Source organism: Patescibacteria group bacterium (assembly GCA_040753135.1).
In the GTDB taxonomy this organism is placed as follows: Bacteria; Patescibacteriota; Minisyncoccia; order UBA6257; family Brennerbacteraceae; genus JBFMGR01.
The window spans coordinates 1-21,625 of record JBFMGR010000005.1 but is presented as its reverse complement, the minus strand read 5'-3'; the positions used below and the strand labels follow the sequence as shown (position 1 = coordinate 21,625).

The 21,625-nt window shown below is 39.9% G+C and carries 20 protein-coding genes and 2 tRNA genes; 12 read left to right on the top strand and 10 right to left on the bottom strand.

The window, feature by feature from the left end; genetic code table 11:
* Nucleotides 1–3: 3 nt before the first annotated feature.
* The gene (locus AB1721_01890; GenBank protein MEW5805455.1) at nt 4–654 is read right to left on the bottom strand and encodes an MBL fold metallo-hydrolase; all 651 of its coding nucleotides are present in this window, start codon (nt 652–654) and stop codon (nt 4–6) included.
* Between the two features lie 198 nt (nt 655–852).
* Nucleotides 853–1,269 (bottom strand): hypothetical protein, encoded by a 417-nt coding sequence (locus AB1721_01885; GenBank protein ID MEW5805454.1) that lies wholly within the window; start codon nt 1,267–1,269, stop codon nt 853–855.
* Nucleotides 1,270–1,351: 82 nt separating this feature from the next.
* Between AB1721_01885 and AB1721_01880 the strand changes: the two genes are divergently transcribed.
* On the top strand, nt 1,352–2,173 hold the full coding sequence (locus AB1721_01880; GenBank protein MEW5805453.1) for a helix-turn-helix domain-containing protein: 822 nt from the start codon (nt 1,352–1,354) through the stop codon (nt 2,171–2,173).
* On the opposite strand, the gene AB1721_01875 is transcribed toward AB1721_01880, so the two are convergent.
* Both AB1721_01875 and AB1721_01870 read right to left on the bottom strand, forming a co-directional pair.
* A complete protein-coding gene (locus tag AB1721_01875) occupies nt 2,174–3,178 on the bottom strand; it encodes an ATP-grasp domain-containing protein (protein MEW5805452.1) in 1,005 nt (334 codons plus the stop codon).
* Nucleotides 3,179–3,331: 153 nt separating this feature from the next.
* A tRNA-Gly gene (locus tag AB1721_01870) sits at nt 3,332–3,407 on the bottom strand.
* 131 nt (nt 3,408–3,538) lie between these two features.
* On the opposite strand from AB1721_01870, the gene AB1721_01865 reads away from it, so the two are divergent.
* From AB1721_01865 to AB1721_01835, 7 genes are all read left to right on the top strand, one after another.
* Nucleotides 3,539–3,898 (top strand): YraN family protein, encoded by a 360-nt coding sequence (locus AB1721_01865; protein MEW5805451.1) that lies wholly within the window; start codon nt 3,539–3,541, stop codon nt 3,896–3,898.
* A gap of 101 nt (nt 3,899–3,999) precedes the next feature.
* Complete coding sequence (gene rpsO / locus AB1721_01860) at nt 4,000–4,260, top strand: 30S ribosomal protein S15 (protein MEW5805450.1); 261 nt, start codon at nt 4,000–4,002, stop codon at nt 4,258–4,260.
* Nucleotides 4,261–4,271: 11 nt separating this feature from the next.
* The gene (locus AB1721_01855) at nt 4,272–4,793 is read left to right on the top strand and encodes an NYN domain-containing protein (protein MEW5805449.1); all 522 of its coding nucleotides are present in this window, start codon (nt 4,272–4,274) and stop codon (nt 4,791–4,793) included.
* A gap of 150 nt (nt 4,794–4,943) precedes the next feature.
* A complete protein-coding gene (locus AB1721_01850; GenBank protein ID MEW5805448.1) occupies nt 4,944–7,106 on the top strand; it encodes a polyribonucleotide nucleotidyltransferase in 2,163 nt (720 codons plus the stop codon).
* Nucleotides 7,087–8,097, top strand: a complete 1,011-nt coding sequence (locus AB1721_01845; GenBank protein MEW5805447.1) for a hypothetical protein — start codon at nt 7,087–7,089, stop codon at nt 8,095–8,097. Before AB1721_01850 ends, AB1721_01845 begins: the two co-directional genes overlap by 20 nt.
* Nucleotide 8,098: 1 nt before the next feature.
* Complete coding sequence (locus AB1721_01840; protein MEW5805446.1) at nt 8,099–8,461, top strand: TraR/DksA C4-type zinc finger protein; 363 nt, start codon at nt 8,099–8,101, stop codon at nt 8,459–8,461.
* Between the two features lie 33 nt (nt 8,462–8,494).
* Complete coding sequence (locus tag AB1721_01835; GenBank protein MEW5805445.1) at nt 8,495–10,012, top strand: YifB family Mg chelatase-like AAA ATPase; 1,518 nt, start codon at nt 8,495–8,497, stop codon at nt 10,010–10,012.
* Nucleotides 10,013–10,091: 79 nt separating this feature from the next.
* On the opposite strand, the gene AB1721_01830 is transcribed toward AB1721_01835, so the two are convergent.
* The 5 genes from AB1721_01830 to rpmH form a co-directional block, all read right to left on the bottom strand.
* Nucleotides 10,092–11,270, bottom strand: a complete 1,179-nt coding sequence (locus AB1721_01830; GenBank protein MEW5805444.1) for a peptidoglycan DD-metalloendopeptidase family protein — start codon at nt 11,268–11,270, stop codon at nt 10,092–10,094.
* 219 nt (nt 11,271–11,489) lie between these two features.
* Complete coding sequence (locus AB1721_01825; GenBank protein ID MEW5805443.1) at nt 11,490–11,942, bottom strand: R3H domain-containing nucleic acid-binding protein; 453 nt, start codon at nt 11,940–11,942, stop codon at nt 11,490–11,492.
* Nucleotides 11,926–12,612 carry a YidC/Oxa1 family membrane protein insertase gene (locus tag AB1721_01820; protein ID MEW5805442.1) on the bottom strand — a complete coding sequence of 229 codons (687 nt, stop codon included), beginning with the start codon at nt 12,610–12,612 and terminating at the stop codon, nt 11,926–11,928. The genes AB1721_01825 and AB1721_01820 overlap by 17 nt, the downstream gene beginning before the upstream one ends.
* On the bottom strand, nt 12,605–12,964 hold the full coding sequence (rnpA, locus tag AB1721_01815) for a ribonuclease P protein component (GenBank protein ID MEW5805441.1): 360 nt from the start codon (nt 12,962–12,964) through the stop codon (nt 12,605–12,607). The genes AB1721_01820 and rnpA overlap by 8 nt, the downstream gene beginning before the upstream one ends.
* A 4-nt stretch (nt 12,965–12,968) precedes the next feature.
* Nucleotides 12,969–13,103, bottom strand: coding sequence for a 50S ribosomal protein L34 (gene rpmH / locus AB1721_01810; GenBank protein MEW5805440.1), 135 nt, complete (start codon nt 13,101–13,103; stop codon nt 12,969–12,971).
* Nucleotides 13,104–13,269: 166 nt separating this feature from the next.
* Here rpmH and dnaA point away from each other — a divergent pair, with 166 nt between their 5' ends.
* Both dnaA and dnaN read left to right on the top strand, forming a co-directional pair.
* A complete protein-coding gene (dnaA, locus tag AB1721_01805; GenBank protein ID MEW5805439.1) occupies nt 13,270–14,646 on the top strand; it encodes a chromosomal replication initiator protein DnaA in 1,377 nt (458 codons plus the stop codon).
* 184 nt (nt 14,647–14,830) lie between these two features.
* Nucleotides 14,831–15,949 carry a DNA polymerase III subunit beta gene (dnaN, locus tag AB1721_01800; GenBank protein MEW5805438.1) on the top strand — a complete coding sequence of 373 codons (1,119 nt, stop codon included), beginning with the start codon at nt 14,831–14,833 and terminating at the stop codon, nt 15,947–15,949.
* 52 nt (nt 15,950–16,001) lie between these two features.
* On the opposite strand, the gene AB1721_01795 is transcribed toward dnaN, so the two are convergent.
* Nucleotides 16,002–18,440 (bottom strand): PBP1A family penicillin-binding protein, encoded by a 2,439-nt coding sequence (locus tag AB1721_01795; GenBank protein MEW5805437.1) that lies wholly within the window; start codon nt 18,438–18,440, stop codon nt 16,002–16,004.
* Nucleotides 18,441–19,091: 651 nt separating this feature from the next.
* On the opposite strand from AB1721_01795, the gene AB1721_01790 reads away from it, so the two are divergent.
* Together AB1721_01790 and hisS are read left to right on the top strand one after the other, a co-directional pair.
* A tRNA-His gene (locus tag AB1721_01790) sits at nt 19,092–19,167 on the top strand.
* Nucleotides 19,168–19,361: 194 nt separating this feature from the next.
* The gene (hisS, locus tag AB1721_01785; GenBank protein MEW5805436.1) at nt 19,362–20,618 is read left to right on the top strand and encodes a histidine--tRNA ligase; all 1,257 of its coding nucleotides are present in this window, start codon (nt 19,362–19,364) and stop codon (nt 20,616–20,618) included.
* Nucleotides 20,619–21,625 lie beyond the last annotated feature (1,007 nt).

Genomic DNA, 21,625 nt, shown 5'->3' with positions numbered 1-21,625 from the left:
AGATTAAAAATTCTGCGGCTCCAAACTGATAAATTTTAATTCTTCAGCAGGAGCGATTTTTTTAATTGAAAGCCTATCCAGACTCTCCGGTTTTAAGTTTATTTCTTTGGCAAAATCTTCTAATGGGCCCAGCTTTATTTTCAAACCTTTGAGCTGATAGTGCATCGGGATAACAATCTTCGGCTCAATCTGGCTAACCAAACTGACTGCCTGTTCAGAATCGCAAACTTCGCCGCCGCCGATCGGTAAAATCAATAAATCAACATCACCCAAGCTCTCCAAAACGCCTTCAGAGATATTACTGCCGCTAAAGCCGCCTAAATAAGCTAAGGTTAGGCCTTCGGATTTAATCATAAAAATTGTACTCTGCTTGGTTTTTGCCTTGGCAAACTTTGGCTGGCCGGAAAAGCCGTAAATAAACACGCCGCCGACCTCATACTCGCCCGGAGAATCAAAAGTTAACTGTTCGCCTTCAATTGAACCAGTATAGTTATAAAGCTCGCTGGCTGGTTGGGAAATTAATACCACTTGGGCTTTGAACCGCGGCGCCCGAGGAGTGCCTAATTTTTCATTCTTGGCAAACGGACTTAGACCAATCACCAAATCATTGGTCTCTATTTTAAAACAAGATAAACCGTAATAAGTAATAACCATCTGATGAAAATCCTAATTCCTAATGCCTAATTTCTAAATAAACTCTAAATCCGAAAATAAAAAATCCAAAACCTGTTTCTGAGTTTCAAAGCAAAAAATTCTAAGAATCTGTCTTATTTTATCACGAAAGCGAACTCAAAACAATTATTAACTAGCCCAAAAACAAAGCAGCGGATTTAAATCCGCTGCTTGAGAAGGTTAAGGAATTAACCTGATGATAAAGAACAGGACTCCGCCAATTCCGATATTAATCCACTTTTCTTGATGGTTAATAAAAGACCAATAGTCAAGACCACCGTGCCAAGCCCATCTCCCAAGCGTTTTCTCAACTCGCTCTGGGTCAGAAGCCTGCAAAACCAGCTCGCCATTAATCTCAGATTCTTGTTCGACTGTTGTCAGTATCACTGTCCTTCCGAACAAAAATCTTGATGGATGGTGAAAAACTCGCCTGCCTTGAATCTCGTCTCCTTGACGCTTATATTTCAACTCTTCGAAACCGAGAATTTCCATCAAGGTAGTGGCAGCAATCAAATGCCCTTTAATTACCCGAAAATTGCCCCCTTTGACTATTTTGACTTTCCCAATCTTTTCCCGCCAATCCTGAATAGAATTCATATCAACCTCCTTGTTTATAATCTGGACAAAGTTCTGGATAAATTTTATAATTAAGTATAAAAACTATTAAATTGTTGTCCAGATGGAGGACAGAAATATTAAAATCAACCGATTTTTTCTTAATCTTGACTTAAACCAAGACGAGGCTTCAGTTTATCTATCTCTTTTAGAACAGGAAGTTTTGTCTGTTCTGGAACTTGCCAGAAAAACAAACATACCCAGAACTAACATTTACCGGATTTTAGAACGATTAAAAAACCTGGGATTAGTCGAAGAGATAATTGACCAAAAAAGGACTTTAGCTAAAGCAAGTAATTTTTCTCATTTAGAATGGTTGATTGCCGAACGAAAACAAAAAGCTAAAAATCTGGAATTAGCACTGCCTGAGATTAAAAACATTCTAAAAAAGCAAAGATCAGTTAAACAAGGAGAAACAAAAGTTGTTTTTTATCGGGGCAAAAACGGAATTAAACAGCTTTTATGGAACTCACTTAAAACAAAAGAGGTAGCTGGCTATGCTTTTTTAAGCTATGAAGATAGTACAGATAAAAAATTTGCCCAGCAGTTCAGAGAAGAAAGGTGGCGCCGAAAAATCAAGATCCGCGACTTAATCTCTGACAATGATAAGTACCTTTCAAGAAAAAACCTGTTATTAATCAAACAATCGCCGGTTTTTCAGTATTATCAAGCCAGATATCTGCCAGCCAGCAGAATAAACATTAACCACGACCTGATTATCTATAGTGATACGATTGCTTTTTATCAATGGCTGGACGAAGAAATCTTCGGGGTTGAGATCCGCAACCAATCAATTACCAAACTCCAAAAACAGATTTTTGAAATGCTTTGGCCAATGGCTAAAACCCCGGAGCAGGCTTTAAAAAATCGGGAAAATGAAAAATAACTAATTCTCAATCACAAAATCAATCAGCTCGGAAAATGAGATGCCCGCGGCCTTAGCTTCTTGGGGCAAAAGCGAGGTCTGGGTCATTCCGGGCAAGGTGTTGGTCTCCAAATAAACCACTTGCTCTCCTTGAACTAAAAAATCTGACCGGGAATAGGTTTTACAACGTAAAACTTGATGAATTTGGCAAGCTAATTTTGAAACTCTATCTGACAACTCTTTAGAAATACTCTGGGGCGGGGTAATCTCTTTTGACCCGCCAACTTGATATTTGGCTGAATAGTCAAAAAAGCTTGAGACTTTGGGGATAATCTCAATTGGCGGCAGTTGAATAAACTCGCCATTAGTTTTCTCCAAACAGCCGCAAGAAATCTCTAAAGCGTTGGTAATATATTCCTGAATCAGCCAGTAATCAAACTTAAACTCGGTTTTTATCTGTTCAAGCGCTTGTTCAAGCTCATTCTTTGATTTAATAATCCTGACACCCACGCTTGAGCCAGCGTTATTTGGTTTTAAAACTAAAGGAAATTCAAAACCGCTAAGATCAACAGGATTTTGGGAATTAAAAATAATTGTTTTGGGCATTTTTATCCCAACCAGCTTTTCTGCTAAATTCATCGAATCGTATTTATCCATTGCCAAAACACTGGCCTCCATTCCTGAACCAGTATATTTAATCCCAAAAAAATCTAAGATATTTTGCAGCCGGCCGTCTTCAACAAACTCGCCATGGATTCCCATTAGCACTGCTTTATCGCATTGAGTTAAATTTTTCTGAATCCCGTCTAAAAATGGTAGATACAAAGATCTGTCTTGAGGAATGACTAAATCTTGACCAGCTTTAACTTCAAAAAAACAGCTGTTTAACTGCTTATCCAAATAAAAAACAAAGATCTCGTATTTGTCCGAGTTTATGTTTTTTAAAATTGCGGCAGTGCTTTTAAGCGAGACTTCGTGTTCTGATGATGGTCCGCCGCAAACTAGAGCAATTTTTTGCTTAGCCATAAGAATATTATAGCGGAGTTTTAATTAAATTGATTCCGGAATAATCCCAATCGAAATTCCCCAATTTGAGCGGGTGAAGGGAGTCGAACTCCCATCTCAACCTTGTCCCGCAAAAATCCAAATTTAGTAAATCTTGCTAGCATCACCTATGACTGGAGCGGCGGACGGGTCTCGAACCCGCGACCTGCTGCTTGGAAGGCAGCCGCTCTACCAACTGAGCTACCACCGCAAAAAGATAATGTTTTGTTTCAAAAAATACACTGTCCGCCAAAGGCGGATCCGCCCCTGGCGGAAACTACACCCGCAGTAAATCCATTTTAATTGATTTAAAAACGTTTGACAATTGATAAAATAATTTTAATGGCAAATATCGGTCAATTGGGCGAGCAGATCGCGGCTGATTATCTGAAAAAACAAGGTTATAAAATCCTGGCTCGCAACTTTAAAACCAAATTAAGCGAACTGGATCTTGTCGCAAAAAAAGGCCGGGTTTTAGTTTTTGTTGAGGTTAAAGCGGGCGCAACTAACCAAAACTTCTTCCCAGAAGAGCATTTTAACAAAGCGAAAATTAAAAAGCTGAAAAAAGCGATCGAGATTTATCTAATCTCTGAAAAAATCAAGCTGGAAAAACAGGCAATCAGATTAGATTTAGTCGCGATTGAACTGGATAATGGTTCATTAAAAGCTCTCCGGCATTATCAAAATATAGAAACCAAGTAAAGTTTCTAATTTCCAATTTCCAATTTTCAATAATTCGTCAACGAATAATGCAGCAATGAAACAAAGTGGAAATTTTATTTCTTTCGTGTTAGAATGGTTTAATGCTGAAAAAATCTGTCAAAGAGAAAATCATTATCAAGGCCAGAACTCACACCAAAGACACTGGCTCTCCAGAGGTTCAGGTTTCTCTGCTCACCAAGAAAATCAATGAGCTTTCTGACCATTTAAAAGACCATAAAAAAGACTTTTCTTCAAGAAGGGGGCTATTGAAAATGGTGATTAAAAGAAAACGGCTTTTAACCTGGCTTAAAGCCAATAACCCTAAAAGGCATAAAAAGCTGACCCAATCTCTTGGGCTTTAAAAACAAACATTGTGAGACCAAATTTTTCCCATCAAGCCCAGCGAGTGGCAATCTTTATTGATGTCCAGAACCTTTATCACTCGGCAAAAAATCTTTTCAAAGCAAAAGTCAATTTTGAGAACGCGATCAAATACGCCATAAAAAACCGGGCTCTTTTGCGCATCTTTGCCTATGTGGTCAAAACCGAAGACACGCCGGGAGAAACGGCTTTTTTTGACGCCCTAAAAAGCTTTGGTATTGAATTGAGAATCAAAGACCTTCAAATCTTCCCCGGGGGAATGAAAAAAGGCGACTGGGATGTGGGTATGACCGTTGACGCGATTCGCTTGGCGCCGTCAGTTGATGCGGTAGTCTTGGCTACCGGCGACGGCGACTTTACTCCGCTGGTTGAATACTTACAAGCCCAAGGAAAATTCGTTGAAGTAATGGCTTTTTCTAAAAGCGCTTCTTCAAAATTAAAAGAGCAAGCTGACAGTTTTATCGATTTAGGCGAAAAACCAAAGACTTTTTTACTGCCTGGTTCAAAAAATTAAATAAATTAAATTATTGCTTAAGCAATAACAAAAGTCGAAAAAAATAATCTATTAATAAAAGATACTAATATACAAATGGGTACTAATGATACTAATAAATAAATTCGTATCATTCGCATTCATTGGTATATTGGTATCTGACATTTAATTATGGATAAAAAAACATTTAAAAAGGAATTTGCCGGCAAGACCATTGAGATTGAGTTCTCGCCTTTGGCTGAACAAGCAGATGCTTCTTGTTTAATTAAGTACGGAGAAACCGTCGCTTTGGTTACTTTTGTTTCCGGCAAGCAAGACAGGCAGGAAATTGATTTCTTTCCTTTAACCGTTGATTATGAAGAAAAATACTATGCCGCGGGGAAGATCTATGGCTCGCGGTTTATCCGCAGAGAAACTCGGCCAACCGAAGCGGCCATCTTAACCGGCCGGATGATTGACCGGACTCTAAGACCCTTATTTGACAAAAACACTAGGCGGGAAGTCCAGATTGTCATTACCGTTCTTTCAATTGACGGAGAAAACGACCCGGAGTTTGTCGGACTCTTAGGCGCGTCTTTGGTTTCCTGCTTATCGCCAATTCCGTTCCAAGGACCGGTCTCCGGAGTGAGAATTGCCCAAACCAATGGCCAAACAATTGTCTCTCCAGCTTATGAACAAAGAGAAACAGCTAAAATTGACAGCTTCTGGGGCGGCACTAAAAACAAGATCAATATGATTGAGGTTTCCGGCCAAGAAGCTCAAGAAAACGAGATTGCTGAACTTAGTCTTCTGGGTCACAAACAGATCCAGGAATTAATTGCTTGGCAAGAAGAAATTATTAAAGAGCTCTCCGCCGATCCCTCAACCAAACTCGGAACAAACAAAATTGAAGTCAAGGCGCCGGCAGAAAAACTGACTTCAGAAGAAGAAAAATTAATCAAAGAGTTTATTAACCAAAGATTAGAGCCGGCAATTTTCAGCAAGCAGGAAAAAAACAGCTCTGAAAAACCGGCCGGTTTAGAGGCTCTTCAAATAGAGTTAAAAGAAATGCTGGAAAACCAAGAAAAACCGGAACTAGAACCGATTGCCCTAAGAATCTTGGACAAAATGATTGACAGATTGGTCCACGAAAAAGTTTTAACCGAAGAAAAGCGGGTTGACAGCAGAAAATTAGACGAAATTAGGCCGATTGAGGCTTTTATTGGCGTCTTGCCAAGAACCCATGGTTCAGGCCTGTTTATGCGCGGCTCAACCCATGCTTTGTCAGTGCTGACTTTAGGCGCGCCCGGAGACATCCTGTTAATGCAGGGCATGGAAATTACCGGAGAAAAGCGGTTTATGCACCACTATAATTTCCCGCCTTACTCAACCGGAGAAACCAAGCCATTAAGGGGCCCGGGCCGGCGCGAGATCGGCCATGGCGCTCTGGCGGAAAAAGCCCTTGCTCCGCTAATCCCAAGCCAAGAAGAGTTCCCTTATACAATTAGAATTGTAACCGAAATCCTTTCTTCTAATGGCTCAACTTCAATGGCTTCGGTCTGCGGCAGTTCTCTGGCCTTAATGAACGCAGGTGTGCCAATCAAAACTCACATTGCCGGCATTGCTCTAGGCTTGATTGTTGATGAAAAAGGCAACTATAAAATCCTGACTGACATTCAGGGTCCGGAAGACCATTATGGCGATATGGACTGCAAAGTCGCCGGGACAAAAAACGGCATCACCGCAATCCAGATGGATGTAAAAATTGAAGGGATTGACTCAAAGATTTTAACCGAGATTCTGGATAGAGCTAAGCAAGCCCGGCTTCAGATTATTGAAAAAATGGAGCGGGCAATTGACAAGCCGAGTCCGGAATTATCCCAATACGCGCCTCGGGTGTTAATCGTCTCAATTCCTAAAGAAAAAATCGGCGGGCTGATTGGCACCGGCGGCAAAACCATTCACGCCATTACTGACCAAACTGGCGCTGTCATTGACATTGAAGAAGACGGCACGGTTTACATTACCGCTGAAACCAAAGAAGCGGCTGAAAAAACAGTTAAGTTAGTCGAGCAGATTACCAAAGAATATGAGGTTGGTGAAGTAGTTGAAGGCAAAATATCAAAAATACTTGATTTTGGCGCAATTGTTGAGTTGGGTCCGAACCAAGAAGGCATGATTCATATCTCTGAATTAGCTCCGCGCCGAGTTGAAAGCGTGGACGAAGTAGTTAAGATCGGCCAGGTTTTGCCAGTCAAGATAATTGAGGTCTTGCCTGACGGAAAAATCAGGTTATCATTAAAACAGGTAACTCATCCGGAAAACCATCAAAACCATGGCCCAAGAAAACAATAAAATCCGCCAATACTTTCCCAACATCAAGATCAGAACAATGAGCTCTGACCTTAAAGAGTTAAAAGAAGGCGGCGGAACATTTCAGTCAAAACCGGAAGAAAAGCTCAAAGATAAAACTGATTTTTTGTTTGAAGAGCAAAAACCGGCTGAAGCAGAGATAAAACCGCCTGAGCTTGATCTTCAAGCTCAGCCGATACCGGAGCCAAAATCAACCGCGCCCCAAGAGCAAGCGCCGGTCTCTCCAGGAGATAAAACCAATCTCATTTTAATTATTGCCGGTTCTGTTTTAGGCGCGATCTTTATCGGCAGCTTGGTTTTCTGGGTCATTTACCCAGAGATCAGCAAAAAACTGGTTGGAATAAAGCAGCCGTCTCCAAGCCCAGTTATTACCGAACAGCCAAGCCCCAGCCCAAGCCCAAGCCCGATCAGCCCGTCAATCAAACTAACCGAAGCGGAAAAAGTCAATTTAGTCCTGCAAAAACAGACTTCATCAGAGTTGCTGGAAAAACTAAAAATAGAAACTCTTTTACCCAAAGAATCGGGCAGTTTAGTAACTTATGACTTTTTAAACAGCCAGGGGAAATACCTAGACTCTTTAAGCTTAATTGAACTGATTGCGCCTGATGCTTTATCAAGCTTTAAATCTGCTCCGGATAAAGATTACTTAATTTTTACCTATTGGTTAGAAACAGGCGAATCAAAAACCGGTTTAGTTTTATCTCTTCGGCCGGAAACCTTAGCCTCGGTTAAGTCAATTCTGAAAAGCTGGGAAACGGCCAATGTAGAAGAATATTTCCCGCTTGTTTTCTTGCCTGAATCTCCCCAAAAAAGAGGGCAAGAAACCTTTAAAGATGTTATAATAAATTCAGTCTCGGCCAGAAAGATAAAACTTGGTTTTTCTGAATTCATTTATGGCTTTTTGGATAATTATTTAATTATCAGCTCGAATGAGCAAGTTTTTAAAACAATTATTCCGTTAATAAACCGGTAAAATGATTACCCAAGCGCAAAAACAAGAGTTAAAAAAACTTTTGTTAGACGAAAAACAAAGGATCGAGAAAGAACTCCATTCTTTTACGATTGAAAACCCCTCTTCCCCGGGCGGGCACGAGACAGTGTTTTTCCAAAAAGAAAAAGAAATCAACCCTGAAGACCAGGCAGCTCAAGAAGAGCGTTATCTAAGAATGAGGTCTCTGGAACAGATCTTTGAACAACGTTTGGAAGAAATCAATCAAGCTTTAGAAAGACTTGATTCAGATGATTTTGGCGTCTGTCAAAACTGCCGGAAACAAATCCCCTGGGAACGATTAAAACTCAATCCCGCCGCTACCGCTTGCATTGACTGCGCCAGTTAAACTAATGGCAAATTTTGATTTTTGACTTTTATTGTGCCTATCAAAGTTCGTTCAGCGTCAACCTTTGGAATCGAGGCTTTGCCCATAGAGGTTGAAGTTGATTTCTCGTCAGGACTCCACTCTTTCCAGATTATTGGTTTGGCTGACAAAGCAATTGAAGAATCAAGAGAAAGAATCTCTTTGGCTTTAAAAAATAGCGGCATCAAGCCGCCTTTATCTTTTCATAAAAAGCTAATTATCAACTTGGCGCCGGCAGACATCAAAAAAGAAGGCGCCGGTTATGACCTGGCTATGGCAATTGGTTTTGCTTTAGCCAGCGAGCAGATCCAAAAATTTGAAGCAAAAAATAAAGTCTTTGTCGGCGAGCTGGCGCTTGACGGCAGCACCAGAAAAACCCCGGGGATTTTACCGATTGTGGAAATGGCGGCAAAAAACAAGTTTGAAGCGGTTTTTATTCCAGAAGAAAATGCCCCAGAAGCGTCTCTACTGGCTAATCAAATTAAAATTATTCCGATAAAAACCTTAGAGCAATTAATTCTTCATTTAGAAAATACTAAATTGGTTGAGCCGGTTAAGCATAGTTTTTCAACAGATTTCTTTGAGCCTGAATTTGAAATTCATGAAATTGCCGGATTAGATTCAGTTAAAAGGGTGCTGGAGATTGCCGCAGCCGGAGGCCACAATCTTCTGCTCAAGGGCACGCCAGGGACAGGTAAAACTTTATTAGCCAAAGCTCTGCCTTCGCTTTTGCCGCCTTTGACTATCCAGGAAGCAACCGAGATCACCAAAATCTACAGCGTTGCCGGACTTTTAAACAAAAACCAACCCCTAATCAAAACCAGGCCATTCAGAAACCCGCATCATACCGCTTCTGCTGTAGCTATTGTTGGCGGCGGACAAAATCCAAAACCGGGCGAGATCAGTTTAGCTCATCGGGGGGTTTTGTTTCTGGACGAGATTTTAGAGTTTAACCGGCCAGTTTTAGAAAGCCTGCGCCAGCCTTTAGAAGAAGGGATGATCTCTGTTTCCCGGGCAAGAAAAAATCTTATTTTCCCGGCTAAATTCAGTCTAGTCGCGGCAATGAATCCTTGCCCTTGCGGCTGGTTCGGCGACCCAAGACACGATTGTTCCTGCTCAATGTCTTCAATCCAAAAATACCAAAAAAAGCTTTCCGGCCCGCTTTTAGACCGGATTGATTTAATTGTCAAGGTGCCGAGAATAAACTTTGCCCAGTTAAAAGCGGAAAAAGACAGCCGGGCAACAGAAAAAATAAAGCAAAAAGTCCGGAGGGCAAGAGAACAGCAAAAACAAAGATTTGAAAATGAGAAAATTTTAACTAACTCCGAAATGAAATTAAAGCAGATTGAAAAATTCTGCCAGCTTGATTCAAGCTCCGAACAATTAATTGAAAAAGCGGAAAAACAATTTATCTTATCGCCTCGGGCAATCCACCGAATCTTAAAAGTCAGCCGGACAATCGCTGATTTAGATGGTTCAGAAAATATAAAAATGCCTCATCTCGCTGAGGCATTGCAATACCGAGAAGAATAAAAAATCAACGAATAACGAATTTTTACGAATAAACGAATATACAAATTCGCTTATTCGTAAATTCGTATTAATTCGCTGGCTATCTCGCAAACGGATTAGCCGCGCCGTGGACTTCAAAATGCAGATGGCAGCCGGTATAACCATCAACTTTACCAGTATTGCCAATCGCGCCGATCAAATCACCCTGGCTGACATAAGCTCCCGGAGAAACAAAAATGGCTGATAAATGGGCGTACAGAGTTTCTAAATTATTTCTGTGGCTAATTAAAATATAATTGCCATAACCATTATTCCAGCCAACAGAATCTGCTTGTTCAATATAACCATCAGCAGAAGCATAAACCGGCGTGCCGCAAGAATTGGCAATATCAACCGCGTTATCACTATGCAGCCGGCCCCAGTTCCAGCCGGTTGTCGGCATCCGGAAAAACCCTTGAAAAGAGCCGGTTGTCTGATTTAAGCTCAATTTCTGTTTTTTCAAACCTCCGGGGATGATTAATTTTTCTCCGGGCATAACCTGTTCCTGGTCAAATAGATTATTAGCCAAAACGATTCTTTCTTCGGCAACATTATAATATTCAGCCAAGCCCGCTAAGGTTTCACCCTGATCAACCTCGTGCAAAACACCGGAAATCGGCAAAATAATCAAATAATCTCCGGACTGAATTTCCGAATCTTTTAAATTATTCGCCCAGATAATCGTATCTTTATCAATTGAAAATTTGGCGGCCAGAGATTCTAAAGTATCTCCTTCTTGAACCAAATAACTGAATAAAACCCGATTAGCAAAAGACTCGTTCTCAACCTCGTCTTCGCTGTCTTTAATTAAAGGCTGAGACCAGCCTAAAACCGCGCCCCGGTAAAACTGGATTGAAAAAGAAAAAGGCAGAGAAAAATCCGCCTGGCCAGCAGCAAAAGCTGAGTCTATCTGTTTAACTTGAGCCAAGTCAAAACCGGAATCAGCCGGTCCGCCAAAAACCCTGTTTGAACCAAGGCTGAAAAGTTTTTCTGACCCAAATAAGTTAATTATTACTGCCAGACCAACAAAAACAAGCGGTTTGGCTAAAAAATCCATTGCCAAAGCTCTTGCCGGATAAAACCTTAAAATAAAGTTAAGTTTTTCAACCCGCTTTAAAATAAAAATCCGCGCTTGATTACCAAGCTTTGTCTTTTTTATTAGGTTTTTAGGCCGATTTTTAAGTTGAGATTTAAAAGCTCTGATTTTTTCAAGAAAAAAGGCCTTTATCTGCGTACACAAATCAGTACCGAGTATCTTAGCACAAAACCGATAAAAATCAACCTTAATGTCATTGTCTCATCGCCACATTGTTTCATTGTTGTATCCTGCTAATTTAGTAATTGGTACCAATTATACTAATAAGATTGATTGATAAATATCGGTAATAATTCGTAAATTAGCAGGGTTTTGTTGGAATTTGTAACTGGTAAATTTGTAAATATTTGTCTACCCGTAATCCTAAAGAGGCCGAATTACTACGCGCCTATCTCTGCCTTCGCCTTCGCTTTCTGTTGCGACGCCCGGGTGCAGAGCCAATTCAGTATGAATTACCCTCCTTTCATAACTTGACATTGGCTGAAGCTTGACTAAATTTTTACTCAAAACAACTTGGCGGGCGGATTTTTTTGCCAACTCTCTTAACCTTTGTTCGTGCTGCCAGCGGTAATTATTAATATCAACAATCACCCTGATTTCTTGATCAAACTGCTGCCTGGCCCATTGACTCAAAACAGCCTCCCAATAAAACAGATTTTCTCCATTTTCGCCGATTACTAGACCGGCGTTTTCTATAAAAATGTCAAGCTTAACCGTTTGGTCCTCTTCCCGGGCCTCAATGCTTTTTAAGGTAAAACCGGCAACTGATAAAAGAGAAGAAGAAAAATTTTTTATTTTGTCAACTAACTCGTTCATTGGCTTTTTTAATTAAACGTTCAGTAATTAATTGCTGGAAAATTGAGATAATGGTTGTGACTGACCAGTAAAGGGCAATCACCGAAGGCAAGCGGGAAACAACTGCAAAGGTAATCAAAGGAGAAAGCAAAAGCATTGTAATCTCAGTCAAACCTTGCTTCTGGGTTTTAGAAAGCAAAAAAGAATAGCCGCCTTGAAGCAAAGCCGCGATTAGGGAAAAAATTAGATTTGCTTGGGTCAATTCAAACGCTCCCAAAAATAGGGTTTGGAGTTCTCCTAACCGGGGCACGCCCGGATAAAGCAAAGACAGCTCAACTCCGTTAGTTGTTCTTAAGAAAACCTGATATAAAGCAATCAAAACCGGCAGCTGAATCAAAAGGCCAAGAAAACTTGAGAAAGGATTAAAATTATTTTTTTTATACAAAGCCAACAGCTCTTTTGTCTGGGCAACCTGGTCATTTTTATAAACTTTTCTAATCCTTTCAACTTCGGGCTGGATTTTTTTAATCACTGCCTGGGAGACAATCGCTTTATGGAAAAACGGCCAAAGAAGTAGGCGCAAAAAAATTACTAAAACAATCACGCTGACACCAAGATTCGGTTGAGACAGGTTAGCCGCAATCAAAACTAAAATATTATAAATTGGTTGGATAAAAAATTTTTCAAACATTGCTTTCAACTAATAAGCCGGCTTTTCTGAAAAGCGGGAGCAAGAATTGGTCGAAAAAATCTTTTTTCGGACTTAAAGCGAAAAAATTTTCTCTAACTAAAACGACTACATCAAACCCGGTTTTCAACATCGGCAAGTTTTTTCTGATTGCCTCGCGAATCAAACGTTTGCACCGGTTGCGCAAAACCGCAGTCGGAAAGACTTTTCTCGCCAAAACAATGCCGAACCGAGAATAAGCCAGTTGATTTTCAAGCCAAAAAATCTTGATTTCGTTTCCGGGCAAATTTTTTCCTTTTGAAATGACCCTTTGAAAATCGGCCTTTTTTATCAGGCGATTTTTCTTAAAAATCATAAAATTAAGGAATCAGCTTTTTTCTTTTTTTAAGCCGCCTCTTTTTAAGGATTGCCTGCCCGGATTTGGTTTTTTGGCGCTTTAAAAATCCGTGCTTTTTCGCTCTTCTCCGTTTTTTCGGTTGATAAGTCGTTGACATCTTTTCAGAAAAAAGACAAAATAATTATTGAATTAATCTATCATTAATTTTAGATTTGGTCAATTTAACTAAAACTTATTTCACAGGTTATCAACAGCTTAGCCACAGAGTTAGTTGTTTTAAATTGCCCTTCCTTTACTCGTTAAGGATATAATATAAAAATAAAATGAATGATTTAGAATTAAAACAAATCTGGCAAACCGCTTTAGCTGAAATTGAGCTCAATATTTCCAGGGCAAATTTTATTACTTGGTTTAAAAGCTCTGCTTTGATTAAAAAAGAAAATGGCAAAGCGGTAATCGCTTGCCACAACAGCTTTACCAAAGAATGGCTGGAAAATAAATACAACAAACTGGTCTTAAAAACTCTCCGGCAAATAGACAATGAAATTAAAACAATTGAATACGTAATAAAAGCCGGTCCGGCTAAGACCGCTCCCCGAGCTCCGGCTAAAACCTTTACTGTTGCCGAGGCGATTCCGCTTGAACTCGGCGGTTATGTAATTGACAAAGAGACAAATCTCAATCTCCGTTATACTTTTGACAACTTTATTGTCGGTTCAAGCAATGAAATTGCCCATGCGGCCAGTTTGGTTGCCGCCCAAGATCCGGGAATCAAATACAATCCTTTATTTATTTACGGCGGCGTTGGTTTGGGCAAAACCCATCTTTTACACGCCATCGGCAACGCTCTAAGGCAAAAATACAAGAACAAGAAAAAAATTCAGTATATTACCTCGGAAAAATTTGTCAGCGATATTGTTACCGCAATCAGGAAAAACACTATCAGCGAGTTAAAAAATATGTTCAGAAACCTGGACGCGCTTTTAATTGACGACATTCAATTTATTGCCGGCAAAGAAAAGACCCAAGAAGAACTTTTCCATATCTTTAACACCCTTTACACAAAAAATAAGCAGATTGTCTTTACTTCTGATCGTCCGCCAAAGGCAATCGCTTCAATTGAAGAACGGGTTCGCTCCAGATTTGAAGGCGGAATGATTGCTGATGTCGGCATTCCTGATTTTGAAACCAGAATGGCAATTCTAAAAGCGAAAAGCCGAGGAGAGAAAGCGATTTTAGATGAGGAAATTTTGGAGTTAATTGCCCGAACAATCCAAAGAAACATTCGCGAATTAGAGGGGGCTTTCAACCGAGTTCTGGCCTATACCAAAGTCAAACAAAAACAGCCCGGCTTAAAAGAAATAGAAGCTCTTTTGGCTGATCTTGCCCGGCCGGTTCACAAAACCTTAAATCCTAAACAGGTAATCAAAGTTGTTTCAAGTTTTTATGATTTAACCGAAGACAGACTGTTTAAAAAATCAAGGTCCCAAGAACTGGTTCGTCCCCGGCAGATTGCCATGTATCTGATGAGAGAAGTTTTAAAGATGTCTTATCCAAACATTGGCGAAAAGTTCGGCGGCAAAGACCATACCACCGTAATCCACGCTTGCTCAAAAATAGAAAAGGAGCTTCGCTTTGACACTCAATTATCCCAAGAAATCAACTCAATCAAAGAAAAAATCTTTGTTGAAAACGCCTGAATTAGTTGGGTAAAAAAAGTTGATAAAAAAATTATTAAATTTTCATCCTAAGTAATCCCCAAATTTATTAACCAAAGCTGTTAATAAAAAAACCAATAACAAAAGCAAAAATTAAAGATATCAACAAAATTCAATCACTAATAATAGTAATAAATAATTAAAATTTATATAATTTATAATAACTATGCGTTTTACTGCTTTATTGGAAAACATAAAAAAAGCTTTTTTGATTGCTGAAAAGGGTTTAGGCAAAAGCAATAATTTGCCGGTTTTAAGTTCTTTTTTAATTGAAGTAAATAAAAGCGAAATTAATATTTCTTCAACTAATTTAGAGCTGGGAATAAAAACCTCGTTTTCAGGAAAAGTTGAGAAAGAGGGTAAAATTGTTGTTGCTGCCCGGCCTTTAATTGCCTTTTTAAGTCAGTTAAACGAACCTAAAATTGAGGTTATTTCAGATGAAAAAAAATTAAAGATTTCAACCGAATCTTACCAAGCTGAATTTCAAAGCTATGAAACAGAAGAATTTCCAATAATTCCTGAAGTAAAAGACAACAAAATTTTAAAGATGGAAAGTCCGCTTTTAGCCGCGGCTTTGGAACAAGTAATCATTGCTTCAAGCCGATCTGATTTTCGGCCTGAACTGGCAAGTCTTTTTTTGTTCTTGGATCAAAGCTTAGGTTTAAAATTAACTGCCACTGACACTTTTCGTTTGGCAGAAAAAACCTTAAATTTTGAAGATTTTCAACCCTTGACTAAAAATGATTTTAAATGTTTGATCCCCTTAAAGACTGCCGAAGAAATAATCCGGATTGCCAAAGAAAAGCTTGAGCCAGTGGAGATCTCGGTTGACCCGAATCAGATTCAGTTTTCTTGGAAAGAAACTAAATTAGTTTCTCGACTTTTGGAAGGCGAGTTTCCTGATTATGATTCAGTGGTGCCAAAATCTTTTGAAGCCCAGGCAATTGTCAGTTATGGGAAATTGCTTGAGTCTTTGAAGATTACCGGAATCTTTGCTTCCAAATTAAACGATGTCAAGCTCAATCTTGATATTAAAGCAAAGAAAATCAGCCTTTCTGCTTCAGACAGTTTTATTGGCCAAAATCAGGGCAAGATTGAATTAGATTCAGCTAAAGGCCAGGATCGGGAAATAATTTTCAACTATCGCTATTTGCTTGACAGCTTGGCGGTTTTAGACCCAAAGGATAAAATTTTTATTGGCTTTACCACCGCGGAAAAACCGGCTTTAATCCGCCAGGAAAACGACAGTTCTTATTTCTATATCTTGATGCCGCTAAGAATTTGAACAAAAATTTTAGAGTTTAGATTATAGATTTTTAGGCAAGGCTGGCAGCTTGCTATTCGCTAAAAAGTTCTTTTTCCAGTTCTGAAACATCTCCGGATTTGGTTATGGCTTTGATCAGGATTTTGTTTGTCTGGTTAAGCTCTGAAGGGACAAAAAACACTGAATAAAGATTCTGTTCATTCGGCTGGAAAACTACCACCAAGCTTTGGTTAAAGTAAAGCTCAACTTTTTCCAGCAAAATATTCGGATTCAATTTAAAGCTGATTTTTAATGACTGATTCGGTTTGATTTTGGTATTTTCTTTTGGTTCGAGCAAGATGATTGAGGGATTGGAGCTGTCCGGAGTTTGATTAATTAAACCAGGGTTCTGGCTAAGCCATTTTTGCAAACCAAATTCCCAATAATTATATTGGGGATCTGTTTGGGGGTTGATCGGTTGGGGCCCTAAAGGGTTATTTTTATCAAGCCAGTGAAGAATATTATGGATCTCTGAATTGATTAGATATTGTCCGCTTAAGATTGGTTTTGGCGCAGGTAAGGGTTCTGCCGGAGGAAAATTTTCTTTAGGGAAATGAGTTAAAGCTTGTTTCATAAAGTCGTTCCAGATCGGCGCCGCGGCCATGCCGCCAGCCGCATCTCTTTGCATTGGCTTGTATTCGTTATTGCCAACCCAAACGCCGGCAACCAAATTAGGACTATAACCAAAAGTCCAGGCGTCAATATAATCTTGGGAGGTGCCGGTTTTAGCCGCAACTTGATAGCCGGGCACAGTTAAAGGTCCATTAAGTTGAAAAGTCGGCGTCCGGGACAGATCATCGGACAGAACATTGTTTAGCACCCGGATATATTTGCCCTCAAAAACCTGTTTTTGTTCAGGCTTGTTTTCGTATAAAACATTACCTTGGCTGTCAGTGATTTTCAGAATCGCGGTTTGTTTGCGCCAAAGGCCATCATTAGCAAAGACGCTGTAAGCTTGGACCATATCAATTAATCGGACCCCGCCGCCGCCCAAGATTAAGGATAAACCGTAATAATTCGGGTTTTCAGTTAAGGTGGTAATGCCAAAGCTTTTTGCGGTTTCAATCGCGTCTTTAATTCCAACCAAATAAAGCAGTTTAACCGACGGGACGTTAAGAGATTGAGCTAAGGCTTTTCTTAAACTGACTGGGCCGCGGAATTGATTGTCATAGTTTTGCGGATGATAACAAGAACTTGGATTTAAGGCGGGATCTAAATTGCAGCCGGTGTTAAATTCAGTCCAGGCATCAAATAAAATTGTTTCCGGAGTATAGCCTTTCTCAAACGCTTTTAAATAAACAAACGGTTTAAATGCCGAACCCGGTTGTCTTGTTAATAAAGCGACATTAGCTTGACCGTTTTTTTCTAAATTGTACCAATCGCGTGAACCAACCATGGCTAAAATTTCTCCGGTTTTTGGGTCTTGAGCTAAAAGAGCGGCATTATCAGCGTGCCAGTTTTGATCATTGCGTAAAGCGCCGTCATAAACTGCTTGTTCAGCAATTTGCTGGAGCTCCCAATCCAGAGTGGTTTGAACATTCAAGCCGCCGGTTTCAATTAACTGCGGGTCGTACATCTCTTCTAACAGCGATCGGACATAAAAAACAAAATGCGGCGCTTTGATCGGAAATCTTTGCTTTGGAAAGTTTAATTTTTCTTGCTTGGCTTGGTCTGCTTGCTCTTGAGCAATCCAATTAAGTTCAGTCATTCGGTCTAAAATATATTCTTGCCGTTGTTTTAATTTGTCTGTGTGGCTGCCGTATGGTGAGTAAAGACTCGGCGCTTTAGGCAAAGAAGCAAGTAAAGCGGCTTCAGCCAAATTAAGTTCAGCAACAGGTTTGTTAAAAAAAGTCTGGCTGGCAGATTCAATTCCATAAGCATTTGAACCGTAAGGAATCTGGTTCAGATAAAACTCTAAAATCTGGTCCTTGGAATATTTTTTCTCTAATTTAATTGCCAAGATTAATTCTTTAATTTTTCTGGCGACAGTTCTTTCCGGAGTCAAAAAAACATTTTTGACCAGCTGTTGGGTAATGGTTGAACCGCCCTGGACGCTGGTGCCTCGGAAAATCGGATTGATGAATAAGCCCCGGAACATGCTTTTAATGTCAAAAGCTGGATGGGAATAAAACTCGGCGTCTTCAGCCGCCAAAGTTGCTTGTTTCATTATTTCCGGGATTTGGTCAAAACTGACAACTGTTCTTTTCTCTTCGCCATGAACTTCATAAAGGATTGTTTTTCCGGTCCGGTCAAGAATCTTGGTTGATTGGTTGATGATTCTCTGGTCAAAGCCTTCTGGCGAGGGCAGGTTATAGGTCAGGGCTAAAAGCCAAACAGAAAACAAGCCGGCGCCGATTAGAATGGCTAAACCGAGATTTTTTACCCAGTTTTGTTTAAGGTTGTTGATTAACTCTTTCATTGTTTGTTCATTATAACGTGTAAAACAATCAGTGCCAAATATCGATATTGACATTTTTCAATTCTCTGCTATACTAACAATGTCTTCAGGCGAAAGGCTTCGGCCCAGAACCCGAAGACACTGGAAAACTCCGCTTTTGCGGAGTTTTCCATTTTAATTGGTTTTTATTGGTTTAACTTTAATCCCTAATCTTTTTGCTTGCTAAAACTTGATTTGTCTACTATCTGTCCGATCGGACAGATAGTAGACAATAGGCAATCTTTAACAGGTAAAATAAGTAAAAAATAAGCAAAAAGCTAAACAAAGAAGGTAAACAAATAAAGTAAATAAAAACCCAACCAAACTCTCGGTCAAGAACTGAGAGTTGATGAATGACCGAAGGATAGGAGATTTTATCGGGCAGAATGTCACTAAAAAGAAAGTAGAATCGTACAAGTTCTTGACAAAAATAATTATTAAATTTATACTAAATCATTGACAATTAATATAAAGCGTTTCGTGGGAACACGAATAAGCGGAGTCACGATCCGCGAGGCTGCCTCGTCAAACGAGGACGGAAGCTGAACCGTAACCCTTCTTAGGCAGAAGCGTTTAAGAAGGCAGAAAATCCAGCAATCAGTGTCGCTTAGGCGGAGCTGATCTAAAATTATAAAGCAACAGCTTTATAAGCAAAGATTAGGCCGCCAAGGTCTTTTTTAATTTATGGTGGCTGTAGCTCAGTCCGGCCCAGAGCGTCAGGTTGTGGCCCTGAAGGTCGGGGGTTCAAATCCCCTCAGCCACCCAAGAAAAAAGCAAACTGCTTTGCTTTTTTCAGGGATTTGAAAACCGGAGCTTGTCCCGAGCCATAGGCGAGGGACGCGAGGCGGGATCGCGAGCCGCGGAGCCGTGTTTGATACGGCGGAGCGGACTTGTGGCCAAATCTCCTTAGTCGCCTCAGATTTATTTAAAACAGAGGCTATCTTTGTAAAAATAAATATGAACAAGCAAAAACCGCAAACATTAAAAGGGTTTCGGGATTTTCTGCCCGAACAGATGAAAATCAGAAATCAGGTGATTAAAACATTTGTCAGCGTGTTCGAGGATTTTGGTTTTGAGCCGCTGGAAACTCCGGCCTTGGAATACGCTGAGGTTTTGTTAGGTAAATACGGCGCAGAAGCAGATAAGCTGGTCTATACTTTTAAAGACAAAGGCAAGCGCCAGGTTGGCTTAAGGTATGATCTAACTGTGCCGACCAGCCGGGTTTTGGCGCAGTATCAGAATGAGCTGAAACTGCCGTTTAAACGCTACCAGATTCAGCCGGTCTGGCGAGCGGAAAAACCCCAGAAAAGCCGGTATCGCGAGTTTACCCAATGCGATGTTGACACTTTTGGGGTTAACTCGGTTTTGGCTGATGCCGAGATTATTGCCGTGATTTATCAGGCGTTGAAAAAGCTTGGCTTTGAGAAGTTTACTATTAAGATTAACTCCCGGCAGGTACTGTTTTCTTTGCTGGAAAAATTAGGAGTTAAAAATCAAGGACAGCAGTTCTTAATTTTACAGATAATTGATAAGCTGGAAAAAATTGGTAAAACCGGAGCAGAGCAAGAGCTTTTGACTAAAGGTTTTGATAAAGATTTTATCAGCAGAGCCTTTAAAGTTTTGGCTGAAGCTGGGCCGGATAAAGATTTAAGCCAGCTCTTTGGTTTTTTAAATGATTTTGAGGTGGATAAGAATTATTATCAATTTACTCCGTTTTTGGTTCGGGGCTTGGATTATTATACCGGCCCGATCTTTGAAACTTATGTGGAAAAGCCAAAGATTGGTTCAATTACTGGCGGCGGCCGGTATGATAATTTAATCAACCAGTTGGGCGGACCAGAGATCCCAGCGACCGGAACCACGATTGGTTTAGACCGGATCTGTGATGTGATTGAGGAAACCGGACTATGGAAACAAAAAATCAAAGAACAAAGTAAGGTTTTAATCACGATTTTTGATAATAATTTTGTTAATGAATCAATAAAATTATTTTCTTGGCTGAAGCAGAAAAAAATCAATGTTTTGTTATACCCAAATCCAGAAGACTCTTTAGCTAAACAGATAAAATATGCTGATAATAAAAAAATTCCAGCAATAGTTATTCTCGGTTCAGAAGAAATAAAAGATAATTGTGTTTCAGTCCGCTGGCTTGAATCCGGAAAACAGGAAAAAGTTAAGAAAAACGACCTAATCAAAAAGTTTACCCCGCACTGAATTTTCAGCAAATTATTGTTTCTGAATGATTAAGTTGAAAAGGCAGACTAAAAACTTTGTTAAACCTAAACTTATAATTATTCCTAATAAACGCAATAGTTGAAAGAACGCTGAAAATCTAGTGCGGGATTGACAACCCCAAAAAATAGCTTAAAATAATTATATCTTCAATGAATAGCTTACTAAACCAATTAAAGATTAAAGATATTAGAAACCTCGTTTGCCGATGGGATCATGCTTATCGTTTCCCAGCGCTTGAGAGGTCTTTTGATTTCAGCTGATTTTTAGGCGAATAATTTATTTAACTAAACCAAAAACCTCTCAAGCAACGAGAGGATTTTTATTTATTTTTAAGCGCAATTAGAGGATTTTTCACAGCAGATTATTAATGATTAACTATTCTAATGTTCTTAAGAACATTAGAATAGGCGAAAGAGTCATTAATAACCTGTTGCGAAACCAACAGGCATTCTTAAAAGAAAGGAGGTAAAAATCATGTGCGATTTTGATCGCTATGAGAAATGGGATCATCGTTGATGTTGATCCTGACCGGATCAGAGAACTAACCGGTATATAAATTAGTTCTTATAAAAGGACACAGGCAGGCCAAATACCCTAAGGCGCCTGCCTGTGTCCTCCTTATTCTACCATAAAGGAGGCAGTGATGGACTTTAATGCCCATGGCGCCCTGGATCTGGACGAGCCGGATTTCTGGATTTGTTCAAAATGCGGAGCAAAGAACCAAAACGCAAATCCGGTCTGGTGCTGTACTAGCTGCGGTGGAGAAAAACCAGCAGGATCAGCTAGCCCTCAAGCTCCTAGTGAGCCAGGAATAGTTGGTTCGGTTCACCAGTCAAAGTCTTGGGGGTTGAACTGGTTGCGATTCTCAAGGCCATAGGAGGTTAAGATGTGTCACTACGAGCCGGATGGTCCCCAGCGAGTAACAAAGAAGGGTTGGGTCTGCGAGTTGTGCGGAACTCATAATCCAGATCCAGAAAAGATTGTTT